The sequence below is a fragment of the Caldimonas hydrothermalis genome (genome assembly GCF_056746695.1).
In genome coordinates, this window is the sequence record NZ_JBWQXA010000008.1 from 1 (window position 1) to 23385 (window position 23385).

A 23385-nucleotide genomic window follows, 5' to 3' on the forward strand; every position below is an offset into this window, starting at 1 on the left:
ACGGCGGCGCCGAGCAGATCGTGGTCAACCCGGCCGACCTCCAGCGCGGGCACCTGGGGCCGCGCCAGTTCACCGGCTGGGGCTATGACGAAGGCGGCCTCCAGGTCGATCTGGTGGGCGTGCCCATCTTGCAACACCACTGGTTCGAAGCGAACTGAACCCAAACCAACCCAACCATGACCATTCCGCTCATTCCGCAAGAAATCTACCTGCTCGAGCGCTACAGCTCGCTGGAATACTTCGGCCAGATGCGCGACCACTTCGCCCAGTGTGTCAAGGCCGCCGAAGACGCGCTGGCCGAGTTCATGCGTCACATTCCGCCCGACTACCGCAGCCGCCCGTTGCACCAGCAGCCCGATGCGGTGTGGGGCGAGCGGGTCATCCCCAACATGCAGTGGGCGCTGGCCGGCCTGAACGACGGCTACATCCGCATCTCGCATGGCGATCTGGACGGCTTGGGGTTCGCGGGCAACGTCGAGACGACCGTCGCCTCCATCAACCGCGACTACCGCATCGAGTGGATGCCGCAGCCTTTTCAAGACCAGTACGATCGAGCCGAACGGCTGGCCAGCGAGATGGCCTCCAACATCTCGCATACCGAGCAGGGGAATTGGAGCTACGGCACGTTGAGTTTCAGATACAGGGAAGATGCGCGCGGCCCGCTGAATGCACCGGCCAGTTGGCCGGTGTACCGCCTCAATCCTGAGGTGCAGGTGCGCACCGGTGAGAAGGTGCCGCGCACCGGCATCTACCTGCCGCAAAACGGCCCGTCCGCGGCCGCCTTGCTGATCGAGGGGCAAAAGGCCATCGATGCCGAGATGTGCATCAATGCTGAGGAGCTGTTGCGAGACCCTAAAAGGGCTCGCCCGCAAAGCCGCCGCGAGCCCACGCTGTGGACCTTGGTCGAGCGCGTGGCCGACGAGGGTGGGGACAATCCCATGCCGGCCACCGGGGAGGCGGCGCTGCGCCTCAAATGCGACGCCGGAGCGCCCTGCCCGCGCACGGGCTGGTGGTTCACGCCCGCCAAGACGAACAGCCGCCGCCACTTCCAAGCCGGCCAGATCATGCCCGATCTGCATGCCGATTGGGGCCTGACGATTTGGCAGTGGGATATGCGGCAAGACGATTGAAGCTTGCAGCGCATGGCCACGCGCAAGCTTGGCCCGGCCCGTGCGTTGGGCATTGCCCCCCTCGCAGGTTGAGGGCGGCGGGAACGTTTTCTGTCGCTGCCGGGGCGCTGAGCGTGCACACCCACAGCAACCGCTTGAGCGTGCACGCCCAGCGCGCCCCCTCACCAACACCGACGACGACACCTTCTCGGCACCTTGCGCGCGCAGCGCATCAGCGCAGGCAGCGCGCAGACCTTCAAGCGGCTGGTCAGTCACGACAAGGGCGATTTCATGGACCGCGGCGCCTTCTGGACGCGCGCGCTGCCGGCCGACGGGCAGGCGATGCGCGCCGATCTGTCGGTCAAGGAAGGCTGGAACAAGGACGGTCAATACGTGGAGCTGCGCGTGCCGCCCAAAGGCCATCCGGTGTGGAAGGAACTGCACGCCTTGCAGGAGAAGGCCGCAGGCGGCCCCGTGAAGTACCGCGAGGAGCTGAAGTTCTGGGAAGGTCCGGCCGCCTCTCAGGTCTATGAAAAGCAGCTCCCCGATGGCACCAAAGTTCCCGACGACTGGTACCTGCCCGGTGGAGGACAGCAGCAGTTCTTCGACCGTGAGCAGTTGGCCGTGCTGCAGCGCCACGGCTTCATCACCCAAAGGCAAGCGACGAACTTTACGGATTTCGACGCGAAGATCGGCAACATCGTGCCCAAGGACGGCCCTTGCTTCGAGGTCGTGCCTCTGGATGTGGCCGTGCCCCCACCCCAGCCCACAGGAAACGCACCATGAGCCAAGCCAAGGACAACCCGCTGCAACTGCCCGCGCACATCAAGGCCATGCCCGAGGACGAGAAGCGCGCGCGCAAGGCCTGGCTCAAGCAAAAGTTCTCATCCTTCGAGTATCACGAGGAATTGGTCCGAACGCATGAGCAGTGGCGCGGCGTTCTGCGTCGCGCTTTGAATCGTGCATTGACTGATGCTCAATGGCAGCAACAGTGCCCCGGTGAAGCTGCTGTTGCGAAGAACTTTGCCCAAACCGCCATGCCTTTGATCGAGGCCAAGCCCAAGCCTGGCGACTACAAACGCGAGCTTTGGGACAAGTACTACGCATCGGGTCTTTTTCGCTCCATCCCCGACTACAACCGCTACCTCGTCAGCGAAGGCGACTTCCTGTCTTGGCTTACCCCGGACGAACACCGCGAATTGGGGCGCTACTGGGGGCCGATGGCGAGGATGGCGCAGAACATTGCATACACGGTTGATGATCGTTGGGAGGAAGATCCAGATGATCAAGACTGGATCCTCGACGAAAAGTACACCGGCCCCATCGACTGGCCGGCCAACTGGAGGGAAGAAGTCGATCTTCCCGGCGATGCAAGGCCCCGACCGCCCTCCACCCCTGCCGGATCGCCCTGTCCGCGCACGGGCTGGTGGTTCACGCCGGCCAAGGCGAACAGCCGCCGCCACTTCCAGGCCGGCCAGATCATGCCGGACCTGCACGCCGACTGGGGCCTGACGATTTGGCAGTGGGATGTGCGGCAAGACGATTGAAGCTTGCCGCGTATGGCCTGCACGCACGCCCCAGCGTGCGCCGGCTCGTCCCCGGGACGCTGATCGAGATCGGCGCACACGCGGCGCTGCAAGGCCGGCGCTGGCGCTTAACCCGGGTGCGCCACCACATCACCAACCCCTTGCCGGCCCCGCTGCCCGGCGACAAGTTCAACACGAACAACTTCTTCATCAAGTACACCATCCCCGAAGGCACCACGCTCAAGGCGTGGAAGGGCAAAGCGGCTGAGCAGTTCGATGGCGAGGTGGGACAGTACCTGCCCGGCGGGGGCGAGCAGTTGTTCGTGGACTTTCCTGCGCACATCAAGGCTGAGGTGGTCCAGTTGCCCGCCTTGTCCACCGGATGGGGCAAGACGACGAAGCGTTATGGTTACGGCCCGCAGGCCGATGCTGCCATCGGCGAGATCGAACTCGAGCGGCTGGCGGCCAATGAAGTGCGCACCAAGATGACAGGAACCGGCCCATGAGCCAAGACCAGCCCACCCGAATGAGCGAGGAAGAACGCCGCAAGGTGTTCTGGCTGCTCAAGAAGTACAGCTCCTACACGGCCTGGGAGGCCTTGGCGCAGGCCTACTACCGGTTCGCCGATGCGTGGATGAAGGCCATGCGCATGGCCGACGATGCAGACATCGACGAGTTCAATCAGGACGCCACCAAGAGCATCCTCACCGGCCGCATCGGTTTCGAGAAAGGGCTGGCCCGGCTCAAGAAGGGCGACCGATCGGTGTGGCGCGGCAATTACAGCAAAAGTTTTGCGGCGTGGGGGCCACTGAAGCAGGCTGCTCATGAAGTCTACTTCGTCGAGAAAATTATGAATCCCGTCGAGTACGTCTTCGACTGGATGAAAAACAAAAATGAAGTTCTAGAAGCAGCTCAGAACATAAGCCGGGAAAGACTCGGTCTTGGTTCTGTTATGGAACGCCTTACCCTTGGGGACAGTGCAAATTGGGGAAGCGCGTTTGTTTTTGATCCGTTTTGGGGCCCGTACAACTTTCCTGATCAATTACCCGACGTTCCACCTCCCACCGACATCACCGTGCACACCGGCGACGAGGTGCCCTTGGATGGAATCTATGAGCCCGAGTGGGGAGAGCCGGTGCGGCCCGAGCCGGGGCTGTGGGCGCGGATGCAGGCTGCCATGGAGCGGCGGCCCAGCCTGTTCGAACCGGCACCCCAGCCCCTGGTGCGCGGCCGGCACATCGGCTGCATGAACTATCTCGTGAAGCACACGGTGGCCCCCACCTATCGCGACGAGGAGCGCGACAAGCCCTGGCCGGTGACGTGGCGGCTCATCTGGAAAGACGAGCGTTACCTGGATGGCACGATCCCCGAGGAAGAAGGGCAGTATCTTGCCCCCGTGGAGCCTGCGGCCCAGGCTCACCCGCCCTCCACCCCTGCCGGATCGCCCTGCCCGCGCACGGGCTGGTGGTTCACGCCGGCCAAGGCGAACAGCCGGCGCCACTTCCAGACCGGCCAGATCATGCCGGACCTGCACGCCGATTGGGGCCTGACGATTTGGCAGTGGGATACGCGGGAAGACGATTGAAGCTTGTAGCGCATGGCCCGCGTGCAAGCTGGCCCCGGCCTGTGCATTGCGCATCACTTCCGTGGAGGGCCGGGGCTTGGCCCCCGCAGATCGGGGCCTGCGGAAACGGTGGTGTTCAGCCCCCCACCGCCTGCGCCAGGGCCACGTATTGGGCCACGGGCACCTCCTCGGCGCGGCGCTGCACGTCGAATTGGCCGCCGAAGCCCCGGGCCTCGAGCCAGCGGCCCAGGGTGTGGCGTAGCAGCTTGCGCCGCTGCGAGAAGGCCACGGCCACCAGCTCGCCCAGCAAGGCCACATCGACGGCCGCGGGGTGGGACAGCGGCGTCATGCGCACGACCGCCGAATCCACCCGCGGTGGCGGCTCGAAGGCCTCGGGTGGCACTTCGAAGAGGTTCTCGATCTCGTAACGCCACTGCAGCATCACGCTCAGGCGGCCATAGTCCTTGTCGCCGGGGGCGGCGGCCATGCGCTCGACCACCTCTTTTTGCAGCATGAAGTGCTGGTCGATGATGGCATCCACCTGGGCCAGCAGATGGAAGGCGATGGGCGAGGAGATGTTGTAGGGCAGGTTACCCACCACGCGCAGGCGCTGCCCCTGTTGCCGCGCCAGGGCATGGAAGTCGACCGTGAGCACATCGGCCTCGATGACTTGCAGGGCTGCGCGCTTGCGCAGTCGTGCGGCCAGGTCACGGTCGAGCTCGATCACGGTCAGGCGTTCGCAGCGCTCCAGCAAGGGCTCGGTCAGCGCCCCCAGACCGGGGCCGATCTCGACCACGGCCTGCCCCGGCTGCGGGTCGATGGCCCGCACGATCGCGTCCAGGACGGCCGTGTCGTTCAGGAAATGTTGGCCAAAGCGCTTGCGCGGGGTGTGCTTCACAGCTCGGGCCGGACGCGGATGTCGATGTAGGCCCGCTCGCGGATTTCGCGCGCCCACTCCTCGTAGGCCTGCTCGTACTTGCGCTCGCGCAGCACGTTGCGCGCCAGCTCGCGCTGCTCGCGCGGGTCGATGCGGGTCTCGCGGCGATCGGTGACCTGCACCAGGTGGGCGCCGAAACGCGACAGGAAGGGATCGGAGAGCCGCCCGGTGGGCAGCGCGTTCATCACGCGCTCGAACTCGGGCACGAACTGGCCGGGGCTGGCCCAGCCCAGGTCGCCGCCCTGCGTGGCGCTGCCGTCCTCGGAGTATTCGCGCGCGAGCTGTGCGAAGCCGGCCTCGCCCTGCTCGATGCGGCGCTTGTACTCGCCCAACCGGCGCAGCGCCGTCTCGGCCGACAACTGCGGGGACAGGCGCAGCAGGATGTGCCGCGCGCGCGTCTGGGTGATGAGATCGGTGCGGGCCGCGCGGCGCTCGTGCAGCTTGAGGATGTGGAACCCCGCTCCTGAACGCACCAGGGCCGGCGCCACCTCGCCGGCCTGGAGGGGCTCGACGGCGGACAGGAAGAGCTCGGGCAGGCGCGAGGCCGGCCGCAGGCCCAGGCGGCCGCCGTCCTCGCGGGAGGCTGCATCGGAATGCGCCCGGACCAGCGCTGCGAAATCGGCCCCTGCACGGGCCTGGGCCAGCAGGCTTTCGGCCTTGGCGCGCCGCTCGGCGACGACTGCATCGCCCGCCCCTTCCGGCACGGCCACGAGGAGCTGGGCGATGTCGTACTCGGCGGCACCTGCCTGGCGGGTGCGCTGTTCGGCCAGGTGATCGTCGATCTCGGCCTCGGTCACGCGGATGCGGGCCTGCACCTCGCGCTCGCGCACGCGCTGCAGCAGGATCTGGTCGCGCAGGTTGTTGCGAAAGCGTGCGTAGTCCAGCCCCTCGGAGGCCAGGCGCTCACGCAATTGCTGCGGGGTGAGCTGGTTCTGTGCGGCCACGTTGGCCACGGCGCGGTCGAGTTCGGCCTCGTCCACCCGCACGCCGGTGTCGCGCGCATGCGAGAGCTGGGCCCGGTCGTCGATGAGGGCATTGACGATCTCGCTGACGAGCTGGGCGCGCGGCGGCAGGCGCGCGCCGCTGCGCGCCGCCTCCTGCTCGATGGCTTCGAGCCGGCGCATCACGTCGCTGTAGGTGACGAGCTCCTGGTTGACGACGGCCACGATGTAGTCGCCCCGCGGGGGGGTGCGGCCCTGGGCCCAGGCACCCGACAGCAGCGCCGCCGCAGCGGCCAGCGCGACCAGGCGGCGCCATGCGGCGAGGCCGGTGGAAAGGAAAGTCATGGACATGGAGATCCTGGAAGGTGCGCGCGGGTTCACTCGCGCAGCAGCTGATAGCCGGGGATATTGTCCCTCAAGGTCTTCAGCGGGTTGCTGCCCAGCCGGGACAGGCCCACGAACTCGAGCTGCAGCATCAACCGGGTGACGGCTTCTTGCTGGCCGGTGGATCGACGCTCGGCGACGATGCGTCCGATCCAGCAGCCCGAGTCGTATTCGAGGCCCAGCAAGGTGTCGGTCAGGCGCGACTCGGCCAGGCTGTAGTTCAGGCGGCCCACGCCGTACCAGCGCCCCGAACAGCCGGCATCGGCTTCCCGCCGCGTGCCGGTGTAGATCGGCCATTGCCAGCCGATGTCGAGTTGCTCGCTGGCCCCGCGCACCAGGCTGTAGCGCGCCCCCACGGTGCGGAAAGGCCCCGGATGGAAGCGCACCGACAGGTTGGAGCGCACGGTGCGCTTGATCTCGGGGTTGTACTGCACCGATCCGCCCAGGTGCCAGTGGGGAATGATGCTGCTTTCGCCCAGCAGCAGCAGGTCGCTGGAGCGCTGGGTGAAGGGCACGCCTTCGGGGGTGATGCGCTGATCGGCAAAGAGGAAGCGCTGCGCGACACCCAGCCGCAGGGCCTCGGCACCGCTGGTGGGCTCGATGAAGCGCGAAGAGACCCCGGCGGTGGCGGCGCGGGCATCGGCCACGCGGTCCACGCCCGAGAAGGGGTTGCTGTCGAACAGCGTGGTGAAGTTCAGGTCTTTGCCGGCGCTGTCGAAGTTGGGCAGGTCTTCCTGACGACGGAACGGGGTGTTCACCAGCAACAGCCGCGGCTCCAGGGTCTGCAGGTAGTCGCGGCCAAACCAGCGGGTTTCGCGTTCCAGGCGCAGCCCGGCGTCCAGGCTCAGGCTCGGGATCAGCCTCGAGGCGCGCTCGCGCCCACCGCTTTGGCTGGGCTCGTCGAGCCGGTAGCTGGCGGCGTTGAACGACAGCCGCGGTGTGAGGAAGGCGCCCGGGGTGTCGAGCAGGGGCCAGACGAAATGGCCCAAGGCATGGGCACGCTCGCCCTCGGGGCGAGCGGCCTGGCTGCCATCGGGCAGCTCGAAGCGGTTGTACTCCAGCTCGAGGTCGAAGCTCGGGCCCAGGGCCTGCCCCCAGGAGCGACGCACGCCGAGCTGGGGCATGCGTGCATAAGGGGCGTCGATCGGCGCGTCCAGATCTTGCAGCACCTGCCAGCGCTGGACACGGGCATAAGCCTGCCATGGGCCGGAGCCACCCCAGTCGGCCCGGGCATCGCTGGCCAGCAGGCGCGGCGTCAGGCTCGGGATGTTGCGCTCGAAATCCTTCCAGTAGTCGTCATCCGAGGCTCGGGTGTGCGTCCAGCGGTAGCGCCCCTGCAGCGGCAGGGCTCCGCGGTGCTGCAGGTGCAGCAGGTGGCGGGCCTCACCGGTGCTGCGGTCCTCGGGCATCAGGTCGAACTGCAGCTCACCGGCATGGGCGGGCGTGAGGTAGCGCAGCTCGCTGCCCAGGAAGGCGCCCCGGCGCGTGGCGAGGCCCGGCGTGAGCGTCATGTCCAGTTGCGGCGCGAGGTTCCAGTAGTAGGGCACGGCCAGCTCGAAGCCGCTGCGGCTGTCGAGGTTGACTGAAGGGGGCAGCCAGCCTGATTTGCGCGCCTCGGAGACCGGAAAGCTCAGCACCGGCGCGCCCAGGATGGGCACACCGTAAAAACGCAGCACCGCGCCGGTGGCCACGCCCTCGTTGTTCTCGAAGTCGAGCTTGACCCCGCTGGCCTCGAGCACCCAGGCGTATTGGCCCGTGTCGTCGGGGGTGCAGCTTGAATAGGTGGCATCGATCGCGGCCACCTGGTTGCGGCCGAGGAAGTCCAGCCGCGCGGCCTGGCCGCCGGCGCCGGTGACCGCGAAATGGTAGGCCGGGTGCAGGAAGAAGCCCTCATAGCGCTCGACCTGGAGCTGCACCTCGGGGCCGCTGAAGACGTTGCCGTCGCGCCGGACCACGACGCTGCCGGTGGCCTTGGCCACGCCCTGGCGATGGTCGTAGGACAGCCGGTCGGCGCGGATCTCCACCGGCCCCTGCGTCAGTTCGACCTCCCCTTCGGCCACGGTGGTCTGCCCGGTGCGGCCGCCCAGCTCTCGGGCGCGGATCACGATGGGCGCTGCCGCCGGGGACGCCGCGGGGCCCGGGGGGGAGGGTGGCTGCGCCCGGGCCGCCGACAGGGCCAGCACAAGTGCCGTCAGGCAAGCGGCGCTGCCGCGCAGGCGGCCGCGGGACGGGCGGAACAGGGCGAAGTTTGGGCGGCGTGACAAGGCAGGCGGCAAGACGGGGTCGGAACGCCCGGCCGGGGGCGGTTTGTAGAATCGGCGGATTATTTCACGTCCCCACGGGCAGTCTCTGCTCAGGCCGCCCGTCCTGCCCCCCATCCGCCCATGAACGCCAGCGTGTCCTCGCCCCCCTGCGCCGAACCTGCTCCGGTGGCTTGGCCGGACCCCGCCCGTGAAGCGGCCTTCCAGGCCTGGATCGGCCGCCTGGACGGCTTCGGCCTGGTGCCGGCCAGCCTGCGGGCGGCCAGTGCGGACGCGAGTTTTCGCCGCTACCTGCGGCTGGACAGCCCGGCCGGCCCACGCATCGTGATGGACGCCCCGCCGGCGCACGAGGACTGCCGTCCCTTCGTGGCGCTGGCGCGGCTGTTGCGCGAGGCCGGCCTGAACGCCCCCGAGGTCTTGGCCTGGAATGAGGCCGACGGCTTCATGCTGTTGTCCGACCTGGGCTCGACCACCTACCTGCAGGCCTTGCAGGCGCACCCGGGCCAGGCCGACGCCCTGTACCGTGACGCGCTGACGGCGCTGGTGGCCCTGCAGCGCATCGAGGCGGCCGACCGGGTGCCCGTCTACGACCGCGCCTTGCTGTTGCGCGAAATGGAGCTCTTCCCCGAGTGGTACGTGGCCCGTCACCGGGGCCTGGCCCTGGACACGAAGGACCAGGCCGTGCTGGCCGCCAGCTTCGAGCACCTGCTCGCCAACGCGCTGGCCCAGCCGCGGGTGCTGGTGCACCGTGACTACCACTGCCGCAACCTGATGGTCTGTGGCGGGCCGGGCGACCCCGCCAACCCCGGGGTGCTCGATTTCCAGGATGCGGTGTGGGGCCCCATCACCTACGACCTCGTCTCGCTGCTGCGCGATGCCTACGTCGAATGGGACGAGGCCCGTCAGATCGACTGGGCCGTGCGCTACTGGGAAGCCGCCCGCCGCGCCGGCCTGCCGGTGAACCCCGATTTCGGCGAGTTCTGGCGCGACTTCGAATGGATGGGCCTGCAGCGCCATCTCAAAGTGCTGGGCATTTTCTGCCGCCTCTATCACCGCGACGGCAAGGACGGCTATCTGAAGGATCTGCCGCTGGTGTGGCGCCATGCCCACCGCGTGGCCAGCCGTTACCGCGAGTTCGCCGCGCTGGCGCGGTTGCTGGAGAAGGTGGCCGGGCAGGAGCGCCAAGTGGGCTACACCTTCTGACCGGCGGCCCGGCTTCGGGCGGCCGGGCGCCGGGCGGACCTGTTGGCCCCCAGGCTATCGCCCGCCCCCCGCGGGGGGGCAACGGCCCGGCTTCGGGCGGCCGAGCGCCGGGCGGACCTGTTGGCCCCCAGGCTATCGCCCGCCCCCCGCGGGGGCAACGGCCCGGCTTCGGGCGGCCGAGCGCCGGGCCTTAGGCCATCGCCGCGCGCAGCGCCGATTCGGTGGAGGCCGCTCCGCACCAACTGTCGGGGGTTTCGCAGCCGGCGGCTGCCAGCCAGGGGTCGCGGTCCTCGCCGCCGAAAGTCTCGACCAGGAAATCCAGGAACACCCGAGTGCGCGCCGGCAGATGCTTGCGCGTGGGGATGGCGGCATAGATCTGGGTCGTGAGCACCTGCCACTGCGGCAGCACCCGCTCCAGCGCGTGCTCGAGCAGGGCGTCTGCCACCACGAAGGACGGCAAGCCCGCGATGCCCAGGCCGGCCAGTGCGGCGGCATAGGTGGTGTCCAGGTGCGAGGTGCTCAGGGCCGTGGCCTGGGCTTCCAACACCACCGTCTCCTGGGCCTGTCCGCGCGCGTCCACGCCCCGCTGGAACGTGATGCCGCCTTGCAGGATGCTGGGCGGCGGCAGCAGGGAATCGTGCTGCTTCAGATCCTCGGGGTGACGCGGCCGGCCGCGGCGGTCCAGGTATTCCGGCGAGGCACAGGTGATGACCTCCGAGCGTGCGAGGCGACGAGCCACGAAATGGCCGTCCAGGGGCTTGCGGCCCAGCATCAGGATGCTCACATCGTGCGATTCGTGCACCGTTTCGACCGGCCCGGGCACGGTCAGCTCCAGCGTGACTTGCGGGTAACGGGCGCGAAAGCGCGGCAGGTGCTTGGCAAGCTGGTGCACGGCGAACGCCGGGGGGCACACCACCCGCAGATGGCCGCCAGGCTCGCGCACCGCGGCCTGGGCCAGGGCCTCGGCCTCGTCGATGTCGGCCAGGATCTGACGCACCCGGTCGAGATAGGCCTCGCCGGTGTCGGTGAGGCTCAGGCGGCGGGTCGTGCGCTGGATCAGCCGGGCTCCCAGGTGGGCCTCCAGGTCGGCCACGGCCCGCGTCACCACGGCCGCCGAGAGGTCCAGGGCCCGGGCCGCGGCGGCAAAGCTGCCGCACTCGACCACCTTGGCAAATACGCGCATAGAGTGCAATCGATCCATATCAAGCCCCGAGTTCCTTGCAGATTCCGCAATTGTTCATTGAAGCCCAAGACGTTTTTCTGCTCAGGGTTAACACCTACAGTTCCTTCCATCGATGAACGAGAGGCCTGCCACGAGGAGGCCGGTTCAGCGAGGGGCCGCTCAGGATGAGCCCGGTCGGCCCGGTTCGGAAACTCTCACCCAGGAGCTGTCACCATGAATGCCAAGACCTTGATTGCCGCCGTTGTCTCCGCCGGTTTTGCCGCCGGTGCCTTTGCCCAGGAAGCCACGATCTTCGAGATCCCCACCACCTCCGAGCTCAGTCGCGCCGAGGTGAAGGCGCAGATCCAGCAGGCTGACCGCGACGTGCTGTTCGCCGGCGAAGCCACGGTGTTCGCCGAGGCGGCGCCGACCCAGGGCCGCAGCCGCGAAGAAGTGCGCGCCGAGGCGCGCCAGGCCCTGCGCGAGGGCTGGAGCTTCGGCGGCGAAGCCACCCTGTTCCCGCAGGAGCAATTCGCCAGCGTGCGCACCCGCGAGGAAGTGCGCGCCGAAGCCATCGAGCACCTGCGCCGTCAGCGCCGCGGCGGCTGATCCATGCCGCCCCAGGCGGCGGCATTTGGCACACTGTGCCCCATGCCCCGCCTCTATGTCGATCTCGCGCTGGCTGCAGGCCAGTCTCTGACCCTCCCCCCCGGACCGTCCCGGCACGTGCAGGTCTTGCGCCTGCAACCCGGCGACGGTCTGGTGCTTTTCAACGGCCAGGGCGGCGAATGGGCCGCTACCGTCACCCGCATGGGTCGTCAGGCCGTGGACGTGCGCATCGACCGGCATTGGGACACCGCCCGCGAGCTGCCGCGCAGCGTCACGCTGGCCGTGGGCATGCCTGCCAACGAGCGCATGGACGCTCTGGTGGAAAAGGCCACCGAACTGGGCGCCGCGGCCTTCATGCCGCTGATGTGCGAGCGCTCGGTGCTGCGCCTGTCCGGAGAGCGCGCCCAAAAGAAGCAGGCCCACTGGCAGGCCGTGGCCGTGGCCGCGTCCGAGCAGTGTGGACGCACCCGCGTGCCTACCGTGGGGCCGGTGCAGGCCCTGCGCGACGCCCTGGCAACGATCGAGGCCGGCACCGTGCGCTGGGTGCTCAGCCTGCGCGACGATGCCATGCCGCTGCCGCAGGCGCTGCGTGAACTGCCGCCCGGCGCCTCCCTGGTGCTGCTCAGCGGCCCCGAAGGGGGCTTGAGCCCTGCCGAGGAGGACCTGGCACGCTCGCTCGGCCACCACCCTGTGAACCTGGGGCCGCGCGTGCTGCGCGCCGACACCGCACCGCTGGCCGTGCTGGCCGCCCTTGCCGTGGCCTGACGCGCCCGCGCGTTTGCGGCGACACTGGGGGCTGCGCCAATGCCCTGCTGCCTGACCTCATGAACCGCCACCTCGCACTCCTGACCCTGTGTCAGGGCTTCTTCATGACCAACAACGTCACCTTCATCGCCATCAACGGGCTGGTGGGGCTGGCGCTGGCGCCGGTGGCCTGGATGGCCACGCTGCCGGTGATGGGCTATGTGGTGGGCGGGGCCCTGGCCACCGGCGTGGTGGCCCGCACGCAGCGCGCATGGGGCCGCAAGCGCTCCTTCCAGGCCGGCCTTCTGGTGGCGATCGGCGCGGCCGCGCTGTGTGCCTATGCAGCGGCCACGAGCCAGTTCTGGCTGCTGGTGGCCGCCACAGTGATCGCCGGCTACTACAACGCCAATGCCGCGCTCTACCGGTTTGCCGCGGTCGAACTGGTGCCGCCGCAGTCCAAGGAGAAAGCCATCTCCTGGGTGCTGGCCGGCGGCATCCTGGGCGCAGTGATCGGCCCCAACCTGGCCCACCACACCCGCGACTGGTTCAGCGTGCCCTTCGCGGGCGCCTATGCGGCCTTGGCGGGCGTGGCCCTGCTGTCGCTCGCCGTGATGAGCTTCATCCGTTTCCCTGCGCTGCCCAAGGCCGACCCTGCCCGTCCCGGCCGGCCCCTGCGCGAGATCGCGCGCCAGCCCGTCTTCATCGTGGCGGTGATGTGCGCCGCGCTGGGTTTTGGCGTGATGAACCTGCTGATGGCCGCCACGCCGATTGCCATGCAGCACCACCACCATGAGTTCCGCCACACCGCGCTGGTGCTCGAATGGCATGTGCTGGGCATGTTCGTGCCCAGCTTCTTCACCGGCCACCTGATCAAGCGCTTTGGCGTGGTGAAGGTGCTGTGGGCCGGCGTGGCGCTCAACCTGGGTTGCATCGCGGTGGCGCTGTCGGGCGTGGACCTGATGCAGTTCCTGGTGGCGCTGCTGCTGCTGGGCGTGGGTTGGAATTTCCTTTACGTGGGAGGCACCACCCTCTTCACCGAGGCCTACCGCCCCGAGGAACGCACCACCGCCCAGGCCGCGATGGATTTCTGGGTGATGAGCACGATGGCCGTCACGTCCTTCGCTTCGGGGGCGCTGATCACCTCGCAGGGCTGGACCTGGCTCAACTGGGGCTCGCTGCTGCCCGTGGCCGTGGTGGCTGGCGGCATTTTGTGGCTGACGGTGCAGCGGCGGCGCGTGGCGGCTGCTTGATCGTCCCCGTCAGTCGCGCAGCAGCGCCGCATCCCAGGCGCGCACTCGCTGGTGCTGTTCGCCCAGGCCGGTGATGCCCAGGCGCAGCTCGTCGCCATCGCGCAGGAAGCGCGGGGGCTTGGCGCCCATGCCCACGCCAGGCGGTGTGCCGGTGCTCAGGAGATCGCCGGGGCGCAGGGTCATGAAGCGGCTGATGTAGCTCACGAGCTCAGCCACACCAAAGACCATGGTGCGGGTGTTGCCGCGCTGGCGCGGCTCGCCGTTGAGGTCGAGCCAGAGGTCCAGGGCCTGGGGATTGCCCACCTCGTCGGCGGTGACGAGCCAGGGCCCCACCGGGCCGAAGGTCTCGCAGCCCTTGCCTTTGTCCCACTGCCCGCCGCGTTCGAGCTGGTACTCGCGCTCGGACACGTCGTTGACCACGCAATAGCCGGCCACGTATCGCAGCGCTTCGTCTTGGCTCACATAACGCGCCGTGCGGCCGATCACGACGCCGAGCTCCACCTCCCAGTCGCCCTTGACCGCGCCTTGCGGCAGCACGATGGTGTCATTCGCGCCCACCACGCAGTCACTGGGCTTGAGGAAGAGGATGGGCTCCTTGGGCACGGGCATGCCGGCCTCGGCCGCGTGGTCGCTGTAGTTCAGGCCCACGCAGACGAACTTGCCCAGGCCCGACCAGGGCGGGGCGATGCGGCCGGGCGAATCGACCACCGGCAGCGCATCCGCATCGAGCTTCCGAAGGGCCGCCAAGCCCGCGGGCGTGAGGGTCTGCGCGGAGATGTCGGGGATCACGCCCGAGAGGTCGCGCACCCGGCCGTGCGCATCGACCAGGGCCGGGCGTTCCCGACCCGGCTCGCCGTATCGCATCAGCTTCATCGTGCCCCCTCAAGGCATCGCCGCGATCACACCGGCCACGGCCGCGGTGAGCTTCTTGCCATAGGGCACGTGCAGGAATTCGTTGGGCCCGTGAGCGTTGCTCTTGGGGCCCAACACGCCGCAGACCATCATCTGTGCCTTGGGGAAGCCCTGCTGCAGCAGGTTCATCAGCGGGATGGTGCCGCCCTGGCCGATGAAGCCCACCGGCGCGCCGTAGAAGGCCTGCGAGGCATTGTCGAGCGCCTGGTGCAGCCAGGGCGCGAGCGTAGGAGCGTTCCAGCCGTTGGCGGCGCCGTGGTCGCTGTGGAAGGTGACTTTGGCCTGATACGGCGGGTCGGCCTCGAGCAGGGCCTGCAGCTCCTGCGCGGCCTGGGCGGCATCGACCAGCGGCGGCAGGCGCAGCGAGAGTTTGAAGGCCGTATAGGGGCGCAGCACGTTGCCCGCATCGCCCAGGGCTGGGAAGCCTTCGGCGCCGGTCACGCTGAGCGTGGGCTTCCAGGTGCGCCGCAGCAAGGCCTCGGTGGGGTCGGTGGTGGTGGGCAGGGTGAAGGTGCCATCAGCGCCGCAGGCCCAGGGGAAGCGCTTCCAGACCTCGTCACCCAGGATCTGTGCGGTGGCTTTCGCCTGCTCGATGCGTTCGGCGGGGATCTCGCAGTGGAAGCTCTCGGGCAGCAGGCGGCCGGTGGCGCTGTCTTCCAGGCGGTCGAGCAGGCGGCGCAGGATGCGCAAACTCGAGGGCACCAGGCCGCTGGCATCGCCCGAGTGCACGCCCTCGGTGAGCACCTCCACCTTGAGCACGCCGCTGACCATGCCGCGCAGCGAGGTGGTGAGCCACAGTTGATCGTAGTTGCCGGCGCCGGAATCGAGACACACCACCAGGCTCACCTCGCCCAGGCGTGGACGCAAAGCGTCGATGTAGGCCGGCAGGTCGTAAGAGCCGCTTTCCTCGCAGGTCTCGATGATCCCGACCACGCGCGGATGCGCAATGCCCTGGCGCTGCAAGGCCAGCAAGGCTGTGATGGAGGCGTACACGGCATAGCCGTCATCGGCCCCGCCGCGGCCATAGAGCTTGCCGTCTTCGTACTTGGGCGTCCAGGGGCCGAGATCGGACCGCCAGCCGCTGAACTCGGGCTGCTTGTCGAGGTGGCCGTACATCAGCACGGTGTCGGTGCTCCCCGCCTTCGTGGCCGGCACCTCGAAGAAGATCACCGGCGTGCGCGGCCGGCCGGCGGCATCAGTCAGGCGCACCACTTCGAGCGTGAGGCCCGCCACCTTCTTGCTTTCGACCCAGGCGGCCGCGTTGCGGATCACCGTCTCGATGTGTTCGTTCTGGGCCCATTGCGGGTCGAAGGCCGGCGATTTCGCGGGGATCGCGATGTAGTCGGACAGCCGCGGGACGATCTCGCGGTCCCAGGTCTCGTTGACGAAGGCTTGCAGGCCGTCGGGGTCGGCCAGGGGATTGAGCGGCAGGCGGTCGGGGGCGTTCATGCGGGGCTCCTTGAAACGACGTCAGGAGGAATCCGCACAGTGTAGGCCGGCAACCCTGGACATGCCTATCCGGGGATGTTTCAGGTGTGAACTATCCCGGGAGCGGCCCGGAGTCGCGCGGAAAACGCTCGTCCAGCCAGCCGCGCATCGTGTCGAACACCCGCTCGCGCGCCTGCAGCGGCTCGTTCAACAGTTCGTGGAAGTAGCCCTCGAAAGGATGCGCCTGCACCAGGTCCTTCGGTGTGAGCGCTGCAAACGTCGCACTGCCGGCCGGGCGCACCAGGCGGTCGGCGGTGGCCCACATCAGCAGCGTGGGGTGTTTCCACAGCGAGGCCCGGGCGCGCACGAACTCGCCCCCGGTCAGCATGAAGTGCACCAGGCGCGGCGTGATCCTGTCGTGCACCAGCGGGTCGTTCTTGTAGGCGATCACCACGTCCGGGTCGCGCGAAATGCCGCTGACGTCCAGGCCGTTGGGCAGTTGCAGCGTGGGTGTGAGGCTGTAGCTGGCCTTGAGGGCCCCGCGCTGCAAGGTCGACAGGCCGATGTCGAGCGCCGGCGAGGACAGCATGACCGCATCGACCGGGCGCAGCTCCCCCGCCACGAAGCGCGCCACCGTGAGCCCGCCCATGCTGTGCCCGAAGAGCACCAAAGGCCCGGGGTGCTGCTCGCGCACACGGTCGATCACGGTGGCCAGGTCGGTCAGCAGGTCGTCGTCTTTCTGCAGGCTGCCGCGCGGGCCCAGCGACAGGCCGTGGCCGCGGTGGTCGTAGCCCACGGCCTGGAAGCTCCAGTCACGCAGGCGCGTGGCCACGTGTTCGTAGCGTGCGCTGTGCTCGCCCAGCCCGTGCACGATCAGCACCGTGGCGCGCACGCGGCCCTCAGGGGCCGGCCAGGTGCGCAGGCTCAGCAGCGTGCCGTCGTAGGCCGACAGCGTGGACACGGTGGCGGTGGAGGCGTTCGTCATGGTGTGCGTGAGCAGTGGACCCGGCTGGACTATGCTTGCATGGCCCCCGACTGTCCAGCCCCATGAACCCGACGGACGCCCCTGACACTGTGCTGCCCTGTGCCGGGCTGCGTGTGGTCGAACTCACCCACATGGTGATGGGCCCGAGTTGCGGCCTGCTGCTCGGTGACCTGGGCGCCGACGTGATCAAGATCGAGCCGCCCGGCGGCGACCCCACGCGCCGGCTGCTGGGCTCGGGTGCGGGCTTTTTTGCGATGTTCAACCGCAACAAGCGCAGCCTTGCGGTGGACCTGAAGGACGCGCGCGGGCGCGAGGTGCTGCTGCGCCTCGTGGCCGGCGCCGACGTGTTCTGCGAGAACTTCAAGCCCGGCGCCATGGCGGCGCTGGGGCTCGACTACCCCGCGCTCTCGGCGCTGAACCCGCGGCTGGTCTACGTGTCGCACAAGGGCTTTCTGCCCGGCCCCTACGAGCACCGCACGGCGCTGGACGAGGTGGTGCAGATGATGGGGGGCCTGGCCTACATGACCGGCCCGCCGGGGCAGCCGCTGCGCGCGGGCAGCAGCGTCAACGACATCATGGGCGGCCTCTTCGGCGCGCTGGGCGCGATGGCCGCGCTGGCCCAGCGCGAAAAGACCGGTCGTGGCCAGGAAGTGCAGGCCGCGCTCTTCGAGAACAACGTCTTCCTCGTGGCGCAGCACATGATGCAGTTCGCGGTGACGGGGCAGCCGGCTGCGCCCATGCCCGCACGTATCTCGGCCTGGGGCATCTACGACGTCTTCACCGTGAAGGACGGCGGGCAGATCTTCCTGGCCGTGGTGTCGGACGCGCAATGGGCCACCTTCTGCGCGGCCTTCGGCCTGGAGGCGCTGGCCGCAGACGAGCGCCTGCGCAGCAACAACGACCGCGTGCGAGCGCGCGACTGGCTGATCCCGCGCTTGCGCGAGCACCTGGCCGGACTGCCGGCCGAGGAGATCGCGCATCGCTTCGAAACCCACGGCCTGCCCTTTGCACCCATCACGCGCCCGCACGAGCTCTTCGACGACCCGCATCTGCGGGCCACCGGCGGTCTGGCCCCGGTGCGCCTGGCAGCCGACACCCAAGGCGGCGGCCTGGCCATCGACACCGTCGTGCCCCTGCTGCCGCTCACCCTCGACGGCCAACGCCTGCCCCTGCGCCGCGCGCCGCCGTCCATCGGCGAGCACAGTGGCGAGCTGCTGCACGAGCTGGGCTATCGCGACGGCGAGATCGAGGCGCTGCGCGAGGCGGGGGTGATCTCCCTGCACGACGGTGGGGCATCTGCCTCGGGCGGCTAAGCTATGAGGGTCGTGTCCTGAAGCATTCCCGATGAAACCCAAGCGCCAGACCTCCCCGCTGCTCGAAGTCGTGATCGCCATCGTGATCCCGGCGGTGATCCTGATGAGGTTCAGCGGCGCCGAAGACCTGGGGCCTGTGCGGGCGCTGGTGCTGGCGCTGGCCTTCCCGTTGGGCTGGGGCCTGTACGACGGCATCCGCAACCGTCACCTGAGCTGGATCGCGGCCCTGGGCCTGGTGAGCACGCTGCTCACCGGCGGCATCGGGCTGATGCAGCTCGACACCCAGTGGCTGGCCGTCAAGGAAGCGGCCGTTCCAGGGATCATCGGCCTGGTGGTGTTCGCCTCGGCCTTCACGCGTACGCCGCTGATCCGCGCGCTGGTCTACAACGACACCGTGCTCGACGTGCAACGTGTGCACCGCCACCTGCAAGAACGCGGCCATGTGGAGGCCTTTGAAGCGCGGCTGCGCACCGGCACGCTGCTGGTGGCCGGCACCTTCGCGTTTTCGTCGGTGATGAACTACCTCCTGGCGCGCTGGATCGTCACCAGCCCTTCGGGCACCGAGGCCTTCAACGAAGAGCTCGGGCGGCTCACGCTCGTGAGCTACCCGATGATCGCCCTGCCCTCGATGCTGATGATGGCCGGCGTGCTGTACTACCTGGTGCAGGGTGCCAAGGCGCTCACCGGCCTGAAGCTCACCGAGATGCTCCACCACGGCGAGGAAGCGGCGAAGCAGGGCTGAGCGCTCACCAGGGCGCGGCCTCGGCCTCGGCGGGCGTGGTGTCGAGCACCGAGGCCGGCGCGGCCGCCGTCACACCGGGTTCCTGCTCGCCGCCCAAGGCCTCGATCAGGTCGGGAATGAGGCGGCGCAGTTCGCCGGTGGCGATCGCCACATCGGCGTCGAAGGCTTCGTCAGCCCCCACGCTGGGGCGGCCTTCGTAGACGCCGTCCAGGAAGTCCAGCCGCTTGAGCTGCAGTCCTTCGGTGAGCACGAAGGACACACGCTCGGCCCAGGTCAGCGCCAGCCGTGTGGGCTGCTTGCCGGCCTGGATGTGCGCGCGCACCTCGTCGGTGTCGAGCGGGTGGCGGGCATAGCGCACCACCGACTTCATCTCGTCGGCCGACTTGAGCTCACATTCACGGTCCACGGTGAAACCGGCTGCGGGCTCGCCGCTCACCAGCCAGTCCGACATCAGCGCCTGCGGCGACTGGGCCGTGTGGATCTGGCGAACCTCGAAACCGGGCAGGGCCTTCACCAGCAGCGTGATGACCTCTTCGGCGCGCGCCGCACTGCTGGTGTCGATGGCCAGCAGGTGCCGGGCTGGATCGATCCACACCCACAGGGCCGAGGCCCGCGTAAAGGCCTGGGGCAGCAGTTCCAGCATGGCCTGCTCGCGCAGCTCCTTCATTTGCTTGCGCCCGGGCTTGCGGCCCGTGCTGTGCTCGATGCCTTGCGCGATCTCGTCGGCTCGCTCGCGCACCACCGAGCCGGGCAGCAGCTTGCGCTCGATCTTCAGGCGCAACACCCATTGGCCGTCGACCACTTCCAGCAAGGGCCCATGGGCCTGCCCGCGCGGCGGCACCCAGCCGGCCGACTGCGGCTGCGAGGCCCCGCAAGGCAGGAACACATCCTTTTGCAGCAGGTCTTCCACCTGCGAGGACGAGGCCGACCACGCGGCCCCGATGCGAAACAAGCTCAGGTTCTTGAACAAGGACCACCCTCTGACACCCCGACATCGGGGCAAAAGGGCGCATTGTCCACGCATCGGCGCTCAATCCCCGGGTAACCAGTGGATACGGCCCCGGCCCAATTCGGCCAGCCGCTCGCGCACAGTCTTCGCGGCAGGCTCGAACAGCTGATAGGCGAGCATCACCTCATCGCCGTGGCGGACCCTGACCAGGGTACCGCCAACGGCCTCGAACTCGCGCCGCACCAGGCCTTCCAGCGCATAGGGCAAGGCACAGGCCAGGTGCACGCGCCGCTGCACGGCCACCTTTTCGGCCCGCAGCAGTGCTTGGGCCACGGTGTCGGCGTAGGCGCGCGCCAGCCCGCCGGCCCCGAGCTTCACGCCGCCGAAGTAGCGAACCACGGTGGCCAGCACGCCGTCCAGCTCGTGATGGCGCAACACCTCCAGCATCGGGCGGCCCGCGGTGCCGCCGGGCTCGCCATCGTCGTGCGCGGCCGACTGTCCGCCGGCCATCAGAGCCCAGCACACGTGGGCCGCACCGGGATGTTCGGCCCGCAGCGCGGCCACACGCGCCACGGCCGCTGCGCGATCGGGCACGGGCTCCACGCAGCCGAGAAAGCGGCTTTTCTTGATGAGCAGTTCGCTGTGTGCCGCCGCCGCCAGGGACCAGAGCATGACGCGCGTCAGCCTTCAGCCGCCGCCACCTGTCGCAGGGCCTGCTCGAACACCTCGACCGGCTGGCCGCCTTGGATCAGGTGGCGGTTGTTGAGGATGACCGAGGGCACGGCGCGGATGCCTTGCTCAGCGTAGAAGCGCTGCCGCTCGCGCACGGCCTCGGTGTAGTCGTCGCCCTCCAGGATCTGCCGCGCACGGCTTTCGTCCAGGCCCACCGCCCCTGCCACGCTCAGCAGCACGGCGATGTCGCTCGGGTTCTGCCCTTCAGTGAAGTAGGCGCCCAGCAGGGCTTTCTTGAGGCGGTGCTGGGCATCGCCGCCCTGTTCGCCCGCCCAGTGCAGCAGGCGGTGGGCGTTGAAGGTGTTGACGATGCGGCTGCGTGGATCCATGCGGAAAGTGAAGCCCACGTCCTCGCCGCGCTGGCGGATCATCTCGCGGTTGGCCGCCACCTGCTCGGGCGTGAGGCCGTACTTCTGCGCGAGGTGCTCGCCAATGTCCTGGCCTTCGGGCGGCATGTCGGGGTTGAGCTCGAAAGGCTGGAAATGCAGGCTCACCGCCACACCCGGGCCCAGGCGTTCGAGGGCCTGTTCCAGGGCGCTCAGGCCGATGGCACACCAGGGGCAGACGATGTCGGAGACGAAGTCGATTCTCATGTCCGAGATTGTCCAAGTCTTCGGGGTCGATGCAACGAGGCTGCATCTTGCCCCACCGGCTCGAAGGTCGTTGAAGCGGCGGGCTCGCCATGCGAGCCGCCATGAACTACGAAGCGGTATGCGCTTGCGAGACCGGGCTGGGCTCGCCGAACTGCGTGTTCAGGTGGGCGCGGGCCAGCCGCACCGTGCACCAAAATGTGCTGCCCTGCCCCGGTTGACTGTGCACGCCGATCTCGCCTCCCATTTGCTGCACCAGCATGCGGGTGATGGCCAAGCCCAGACCCGTGCCGGGGCGATTCGCATCGCTGCCTTCATGCACCTGCACATAGGGTTGGAACAGGCGGGCGACTTGTTGCTCATTCATGCCTGGCCCGCTGTCGCGCACCCGGATGCTGAGCGTCACGGATTGCTCGCTGCGATCGCGCTCTTCGACGTTCAAGGCGACGAAGCCCTGATCGGTGAACTTGATCGCATTGGACACCAGGTTCAGCACCACTTGCCGGATGCGCACCGCGTCTCCGCGCACCGCCCGCAGCACCCCGGCGTAGTCGTGTTCCCACCGCAAACCCTTGGCGTGCGCCTTGGGTTCCATGATCAACACCACGCTGCCGAGCGCCTCGTGCAAATCGAACACCTCATCGGCCAACTTGAACATGCCCGCTTCGATCTTGGACAGGTCCAGCACGTCGTTGACAATGTCCAGCAAATGCCGGGCCGCTTCATCCAGCATGCGCAATTGCCGGTCGCGCTGCTCGCCGGCCAGGCCATGCTGGAGCATGTAAGAGACGCCGATGATCGCATTGATCGGCGTTCTGATCTCGTGGCTGAACATCGCCACGAAGCGGCCTTTGGCCACGTTGGCTTGTTCGGCTTGCTGTTTGGCGGCTTGCAGCTCTTCGGTGCGCTGGCGCACCCGTTGCTCCAGCTCGTCACGATGTTGCATGACCTCCTCGATACGCTCGCGCAAGGCTGCGTGCATTTGCGCCAAAGCGTCGGCCAGCACATCGATTTCATCGAACACCTCGCGCGGCGGCTGCCACTGGGGCGACTGGCCATGCCGGTATCGCTGCGCTGCAGCGGACAGTTGATCGAGCCGGCGCGTCAAGCGCCCGCTGATCCACCACATGCCCCACGTCAACAAGCCCATGCCTGCCACTGCCACGCCGATCCAACGCCACGACCATGCCGGTGTGGCCGCCCAGCCGCGTTGGGTGTCGTACAAGAGCACCACCCGCCCCAGCGAGGTCTGACCATTGGCGCCCCAATACACCGGGGCCGAGGCTGTCCATTGCCGGCCCCACTGGGGCCACTCGGCCAGATGCGGGGCAGACGACGGCGGCAAGGAGGCAAAAATGCGGGCCGACCACCGCTTCGGGTCGAAATCGGACGGAGCGGCGAAGATATCGCCCTCGTCAGAAACCAACAACACCCGCCGCTCCGAGGACGCGTCGTCCGCCAGGGGGATCAGGTAACGACCCACGCGATCCCAATCGACCAAACTGATCAGGTGCCCGTGCGAGCGGCCATCGGGCCCCACGATGGCTACTCCCACCGCCATCAACAAAGGCGATCGGGATTGGGAATCGAGCGGCAGGTAAGGCTCCAGCTCGGGCACGCGGCGCGGGGCACGGACCCAGACCGTGGCCTCCGGATCAAGATCCGCGGCAAAGGCAGCTTTCTCCCCTTCAAGCAAATGCCCCGTGGCAGCCCGCACCCGGGCATCAGCACCGATCCAGGCCAACCACTGCGTCCCCGGAGGAAAGTAAACACGGGCCTGCTCCAGCTTCAAGCGCACGAAGTGCGAATCCATCAAGCCGCTGGCCAGATCGGGCAAGGCGGCCAATCCCGCCAAGGATTCGGTTTGCTGTGCGATGGCCTGACGCAAGACGCTGCTGTAAAGCTGGGCTTGCTGATCAACCGCGCGTTGGACAATTTGCGTGGTCCGGGCCCGCTGGTCCAGCCACAAAGCGGCCGACATCGCCAATGCGAAGCCTACCGCACATAGCGCGGCCACCCAAGCGATGCGTGCGCGCACGCTGTA

At 68.4% G+C, this 23385-nt stretch carries 22 protein-coding genes; 11 read left to right on the top strand and 11 right to left on the bottom strand.

The features are described 5' to 3' along the window. Window positions 1–176: 176 nt before the first annotated feature. From AC1ECW_RS11025 to AC1ECW_RS11045, 5 genes are all read left to right on the top strand, one after another. A complete protein-coding gene (locus AC1ECW_RS11025) occupies window positions 177–1130 on the top strand; it encodes a hypothetical protein (RefSeq protein ID WP_481201836.1) in 954 nt (317 codons plus the stop codon). 195 nt (window positions 1131–1325) lie between these two features. Beyond that, window positions 1326–1895 (top strand): hypothetical protein, encoded by a 570-nt coding sequence (locus AC1ECW_RS11030; RefSeq protein ID WP_481201837.1) that lies wholly within the window; start codon window positions 1326–1328, stop codon window positions 1893–1895. After that, complete coding sequence (locus AC1ECW_RS11035) at window positions 1892–2656, top strand: hypothetical protein (protein WP_481201838.1); 765 nt, start codon at window positions 1892–1894, stop codon at window positions 2654–2656. The genes AC1ECW_RS11030 and AC1ECW_RS11035 overlap by 4 nt, the downstream gene beginning before the upstream one ends. Further along, a complete protein-coding gene (locus tag AC1ECW_RS11040) occupies window positions 2653–3141 on the top strand; it encodes a hypothetical protein (RefSeq protein ID WP_409710338.1) in 489 nt (162 codons plus the stop codon). Before AC1ECW_RS11035 ends, AC1ECW_RS11040 begins: the two co-directional genes overlap by 4 nt. After that, window positions 3138–4220, top strand: a complete 1083-nt coding sequence (locus AC1ECW_RS11045) for an Imm71 family immunity protein (protein WP_409710335.1) — start codon at window positions 3138–3140, stop codon at window positions 4218–4220. The genes AC1ECW_RS11040 and AC1ECW_RS11045 overlap by 4 nt, the downstream gene beginning before the upstream one ends. 115 nt (window positions 4221–4335) lie before the next feature. Here AC1ECW_RS11045 and rsmA read toward each other — a convergent pair whose 3' ends face one another. From rsmA to AC1ECW_RS11060, 3 genes are read right to left on the bottom strand one after another with little or no spacing between them, the layout of a single operon-like run. Beyond that, window positions 4336–5097: a 16S rRNA (adenine(1518)-N(6)/adenine(1519)-N(6))-dimethyltransferase RsmA gene (gene rsmA, locus AC1ECW_RS11050; RefSeq protein WP_409710332.1), complete on the bottom strand. Its 762-nt coding sequence runs from the start codon at window positions 5095–5097 to the stop codon at window positions 4336–4338. Further along, window positions 5094–6422 carry a peptidylprolyl isomerase gene (locus AC1ECW_RS11055; protein ID WP_481201839.1) on the bottom strand — a complete coding sequence of 443 codons (1329 nt, stop codon included), beginning with the start codon at window positions 6420–6422 and terminating at the stop codon, window positions 5094–5096. The genes rsmA and AC1ECW_RS11055 overlap by 4 nt, the downstream gene beginning before the upstream one ends. A gap of 32 nt (window positions 6423–6454) precedes the next feature. Then, on the bottom strand, window positions 6455–8725 hold the full coding sequence (locus AC1ECW_RS11060) for an LPS-assembly protein LptD (protein WP_481201840.1): 2271 nt from the start codon (window positions 8723–8725) through the stop codon (window positions 6455–6457). Between the two features lie 120 nt (window positions 8726–8845). Here AC1ECW_RS11060 and AC1ECW_RS11065 point away from each other — a divergent pair, with 120 nt between their 5' ends. Then, a complete protein-coding gene (locus tag AC1ECW_RS11065; protein WP_409707134.1) occupies window positions 8846–9925 on the top strand; it encodes an aminoglycoside phosphotransferase family protein in 1080 nt (359 codons plus the stop codon). Window positions 9926–10115: 190 nt separating this feature from the next. Here the strand turns inward: AC1ECW_RS11065 and AC1ECW_RS11070 are convergent, their stop codons facing one another. After that, entirely contained in the window at window positions 10116–11108 is a 993-nt protein-coding gene (locus AC1ECW_RS11070; RefSeq protein WP_481201841.1) for a LysR family transcriptional regulator, read from the bottom strand. Between the two features lie 213 nt (window positions 11109–11321). On the opposite strand from AC1ECW_RS11070, the gene AC1ECW_RS11075 reads away from it, so the two are divergent. From AC1ECW_RS11075 to AC1ECW_RS11085, 3 genes are read left to right on the top strand one after another with little or no spacing between them, the layout of a single operon-like run. Beyond that, on the top strand, window positions 11322–11696 hold the full coding sequence (locus tag AC1ECW_RS11075) for a hypothetical protein (protein WP_409707140.1): 375 nt from the start codon (window positions 11322–11324) through the stop codon (window positions 11694–11696). A gap of 42 nt (window positions 11697–11738) precedes the next feature. Then, on the top strand, window positions 11739–12461 hold the full coding sequence (locus AC1ECW_RS11080) for a 16S rRNA (uracil(1498)-N(3))-methyltransferase (protein ID WP_409707143.1): 723 nt from the start codon (window positions 11739–11741) through the stop codon (window positions 12459–12461). A 59-nt stretch (window positions 12462–12520) separates the two neighbouring features. After that, window positions 12521–13690 (top strand): MFS transporter, encoded by a 1170-nt coding sequence (locus AC1ECW_RS11085; protein ID WP_409707145.1) that lies wholly within the window; start codon window positions 12521–12523, stop codon window positions 13688–13690. A gap of 9 nt (window positions 13691–13699) precedes the next feature. Here AC1ECW_RS11085 and AC1ECW_RS11090 read toward each other — a convergent pair whose 3' ends face one another. The 3 genes from AC1ECW_RS11090 to AC1ECW_RS11100 all read right to left on the bottom strand — a co-directional run bounded on the left by AC1ECW_RS11090 (window position 13700) and on the right by AC1ECW_RS11100 (window position 17015). Next, window positions 13700–14563, bottom strand: coding sequence for a fumarylacetoacetate hydrolase family protein (locus AC1ECW_RS11090; protein ID WP_481201842.1), 864 nt, complete (start codon window positions 14561–14563; stop codon window positions 13700–13702). A 9-nt stretch (window positions 14564–14572) separates the two neighbouring features. After that, window positions 14573–16051 (bottom strand): M20/M25/M40 family metallo-hydrolase, encoded by a 1479-nt coding sequence (locus tag AC1ECW_RS11095; protein ID WP_409707151.1) that lies wholly within the window; start codon window positions 16049–16051, stop codon window positions 14573–14575. A gap of 91 nt (window positions 16052–16142) precedes the next feature. Beyond that, entirely contained in the window at window positions 16143–17015 is an 873-nt protein-coding gene (locus AC1ECW_RS11100) for an alpha/beta hydrolase (protein ID WP_481201843.1), read from the bottom strand. A gap of 62 nt (window positions 17016–17077) precedes the next feature. Here AC1ECW_RS11100 and AC1ECW_RS11105 point away from each other — a divergent pair, with 62 nt between their 5' ends. Next, window positions 17078–18328, top strand: coding sequence for a CaiB/BaiF CoA transferase family protein (locus AC1ECW_RS11105; RefSeq protein ID WP_481201844.1), 1251 nt, complete (start codon window positions 17078–17080; stop codon window positions 18326–18328). Window positions 18329–18359: 31 nt separating this feature from the next. Further along, entirely contained in the window at window positions 18360–19070 is a 711-nt protein-coding gene (locus tag AC1ECW_RS11110; RefSeq protein ID WP_409707460.1) for a VC0807 family protein, read from the top strand. A gap of 4 nt (window positions 19071–19074) precedes the next feature. Here the strand turns inward: AC1ECW_RS11110 and AC1ECW_RS11115 are convergent, their stop codons facing one another. From AC1ECW_RS11115 to AC1ECW_RS11130, 4 genes are all read right to left on the bottom strand, one after another. Next, window positions 19075–20040: a recombination-associated protein RdgC gene (locus tag AC1ECW_RS11115; RefSeq protein ID WP_409707463.1), complete on the bottom strand. Its 966-nt coding sequence runs from the start codon at window positions 20038–20040 to the stop codon at window positions 19075–19077. A gap of 60 nt (window positions 20041–20100) precedes the next feature. Beyond that, window positions 20101–20691 (bottom strand): IMPACT family protein, encoded by a 591-nt coding sequence (locus tag AC1ECW_RS11120; protein WP_409707466.1) that lies wholly within the window; start codon window positions 20689–20691, stop codon window positions 20101–20103. Between the two features lie 8 nt (window positions 20692–20699). After that, a complete protein-coding gene (locus AC1ECW_RS11125) occupies window positions 20700–21344 on the bottom strand; it encodes a DsbA family oxidoreductase (RefSeq protein ID WP_409707469.1) in 645 nt (214 codons plus the stop codon). A gap of 106 nt (window positions 21345–21450) precedes the next feature. After that, the gene (locus AC1ECW_RS11130) at window positions 21451–23322 is read right to left on the bottom strand and encodes a sensor histidine kinase (RefSeq protein WP_409707472.1); all 1872 of its coding nucleotides are present in this window, start codon (window positions 23320–23322) and stop codon (window positions 21451–21453) included. Window positions 23323–23385: the final 63 nt, after the last annotated feature.

Coding starts and splice junctions, on each gene's coding strand:
- AC1ECW_RS11120 (WP_409707466.1), bottom strand. CDS start 20,691: ATGCTCTGGTCCCTGGCGGCGGCGGCACACAGCGAACTGCTCATCAAG.
- AC1ECW_RS11105 (WP_481201844.1), top strand. CDS start 17,078: ATGAACCCGACGGACGCCCCTGACACTGTGCTGCCCTGTGCCGGGCTG.
- AC1ECW_RS11080 (WP_409707143.1), top strand. CDS start 11,739: ATGCCCCGCCTCTATGTCGATCTCGCGCTGGCTGCAGGCCAGTCTCTG.
- AC1ECW_RS11090 (WP_481201842.1), bottom strand. CDS start 14,563: ATGAAGCTGATGCGATACGGCGAGCCGGGTCGGGAACGCCCGGCCCTG.
- AC1ECW_RS11070 (WP_481201841.1), bottom strand. CDS start 11,108: ATGCGCGTATTTGCCAAGGTGGTCGAGTGCGGCAGCTTTGCCGCCGCG.
- AC1ECW_RS11065 (WP_409707134.1), top strand. CDS start 8,846: ATGAACGCCAGCGTGTCCTCGCCCCCCTGCGCCGAACCTGCTCCGGTG.
- AC1ECW_RS11075 (WP_409707140.1), top strand. CDS start 11,322: ATGAATGCCAAGACCTTGATTGCCGCCGTTGTCTCCGCCGGTTTTGCC.
- AC1ECW_RS11100 (WP_481201843.1), bottom strand. CDS start 17,015: ATGACGAACGCCTCCACCGCCACCGTGTCCACGCTGTCGGCCTACGAC.
- AC1ECW_RS11025 (WP_481201836.1), top strand. CDS start 177: ATGACCATTCCGCTCATTCCGCAAGAAATCTACCTGCTCGAGCGCTAC.
- AC1ECW_RS11125 (WP_409707469.1), bottom strand. CDS start 21,344: ATGAGAATCGACTTCGTCTCCGACATCGTCTGCCCCTGGTGTGCCATC.
- AC1ECW_RS11095 (WP_409707151.1), bottom strand. CDS start 16,051: ATGAACGCCCCCGACCGCCTGCCGCTCAATCCCCTGGCCGACCCCGAC.
- AC1ECW_RS11130 (WP_409707472.1), bottom strand. CDS start 23,322: ATGTCGGCCGCTTTGTGGCTGGACCAGCGGGCCCGGACCACGCAAATT.
- AC1ECW_RS11035 (WP_481201838.1), top strand. CDS start 1,892: ATGAGCCAAGCCAAGGACAACCCGCTGCAACTGCCCGCGCACATCAAG.
- AC1ECW_RS11055 (WP_481201839.1), bottom strand. CDS start 6,422: ATGACTTTCCTTTCCACCGGCCTCGCCGCATGGCGCCGCCTGGTCGCG.
- AC1ECW_RS11085 (WP_409707145.1), top strand. CDS start 12,521: ATGAACCGCCACCTCGCACTCCTGACCCTGTGTCAGGGCTTCTTCATG.
- AC1ECW_RS11045 (WP_409710335.1), top strand. CDS start 3,138: ATGAGCCAAGACCAGCCCACCCGAATGAGCGAGGAAGAACGCCGCAAG.
- AC1ECW_RS11110 (WP_409707460.1), top strand. CDS start 18,360: ATGAAACCCAAGCGCCAGACCTCCCCGCTGCTCGAAGTCGTGATCGCC.